Source organism: Actinosynnema sp., assembly GCF_052038725.1.
Map to the genome: position 1 here is coordinate 1 of NZ_JBQGCX010001090.1, position 2,090 is coordinate 2,090.

A 2,090-nucleotide genomic window follows, 5' to 3' on the forward strand; every position below is an offset into this window, starting at 1 on the left:
GATGTTGATCGTCGCCGTCGCGGTCCCGACGATCTGCCCGTTGATCGAGGCCACCGTCGAGGACCCGGCCAGCCCGTCGCCGGTCGACGTGCACTGCGCGGACACCGCCCCGATCGTGATCGCCCCCAGCAGCAGGCTGCCGCCCGCCACCGAGCTGAACGCCGTGGTCGTGCCGGTGGTGCTGTCCACGTTGCAGTTCGCGTTGACCGCGCCCACCGACAGCAGGTTCACCACGTTGAGCGACAGCGTGCTGGTGTTCGTGTTCGGCGGGCACGCCGAGTACGGCGTCTTGGCCAGCGTGATCAGCCCGGCCGCGCTCAGCCCCCACGCCTCGGCCCGCGCGAACGCCGCCGTGGTCGTGCTGCCGGTGCCCACCCCGCCGTCGTCGTCGGTCGCGGTCACCCGCACGGTGTACTGCCCGACCGCGCCGTAGGCGTGCGCGGCGGAGCAGGTGCTCCCCGTGACGGTCGCGTTCACCACGGTCCCGTCGCCGAAGTCGATCCGGCAGGTGAACGTGTCGTTCGCGCCGGGATCGGTGATCGTCCCGGTCACCGTCACGGCCGACCCGGCCTGCGCCGCGCCCGACGTGGACACCGCCACCACCGGGTTCGCGTTGGCCACGGTCACCGTGGTCGTCCCGGTCACCGGCGGGTTCACCCCGTCGTTCGCGGTCAGGGTCAACGTCCACACGCCGTTGTCGGTGCAGGTCACGGTCGTGCTCAGCGCGTTCGGGTTGGCGAAGGAGCAGCTCGCCCCGGTGCCGACCCCGGACAGCGGCGTTGCGGTCCACCGCGTGGTCACCAGCCCGGCGGGCGGGTTCACCAGCGACCCGCCGACGGACACCGCCGTGCCCTCGGCCGTGGTGTACGGACCACCCAGGGCGATCCCCGGCGGTGCCTGCACGGTCACGTTCACGCAGTCGGTGACGCTGCCGTCACCCCCGCCGTCGTTGCCGTTCGCGGTCACGCACACCCGGTGCGCGCCCACGCCCAGCGGCGCCGTCGGCACCGTCCAGCTCACCTGCGTCGGCCCGGTCTGCGGCAGCGCCGCGACCGAGAGCGCGGTGATCGGCACCTGCGGGCCGTTGTCGACGCTGACCGTCAGGCCCGTCAGCGTCGCGTTGATGACGCCGGGCACCACGCTCGGCAGCGCCGCCGGGTTCGGCACCTCGGTGCACGTCCCGCCCGTCACGTCCGCGATGCGCTGCATGCTCGACGCGTAGTTCACGCCGTCGCAGCTCGCGCCCGCGCCCACCGCGAAGGTGTAGATGTCCACGTCCGGACCGGTGGCGGCGAGCGCCGCGCCCACGTTGGAGCCGGAGAAGCCGTCCGACAGGAACACCACGATCTTGCGCCTCTGGGTCTGCGCCGCCGTGACCGTGTTCGACGCCAGCAGCGCGGGCACGTAGTCGGTGCCCGCCGAGAAGGTCCGCGCGGTGAACCGGTCCACGCCGCCCGCGCGGATCGAGGCCAGCGCCTCCTCCACGTCCGGCGTGCCGTCCCCGTTCGAGTCGGTCCCCGGCCCGGTCAACCGCTGGTCGCCCGCCGCGGGCCCCACGTCGGCGATGGCCGCCTTCGTGCCGAACGCGACCGCGCCCACCGAGCCGACCACGGACCGCGAGGCGGCGGCGATCTGGTTGAGGCCCCGCGCCGCGCCCACCTCGCAGCCGAGCACCGTCTGGGTGGTCGTGCAGGGGCTGCCGGTGCTGCTGGAGGCGTCCACCACGTAGGTGAGCGCCGTGTCCACCACCGGGACGCCGAGGCCGATCGACGCCGTTCCGGTGATCGTGGCGACCCCCTGCGGGAGCACGGCCCCCTGGGTCGGCCCGGTGATCGAGACCCCGATGCTGGTGCCACCGGGCAGGTTCCCGGTCGTGGCCGCCAGTGCGGGCGATGCCCCACCCACCAGCAGTCCGGCCAGCGCCAGCGCTACCGCGCCGACCCCGCGTTGAGATACCACGTCGTCACTTCCCCTCGCAGTGGATGTCCGCGCAATGAGGAAAACGCAAACGAACTGATCGGACGCCGACTCTAAGAGGTGAGTAACCGCAGGTAACAGGACTGCGGCCCTGGTCTCACCCGGTCCAGCGA

1 protein-coding gene is annotated in these 2,090 nt (G+C 72.9%); it reads right to left on the bottom strand.

Features of this window, described 5'->3' with window-relative positions; genetic code table 11:
* A partial coding sequence (locus ACTUAL_RS23055) for a PKD domain-containing protein (RefSeq protein WP_440901703.1) occupies positions 1-1,959 on the bottom strand: 1,959 nt, incomplete at its 3' end.
* Positions 1,960-2,090 lie beyond the last annotated feature (131 nt).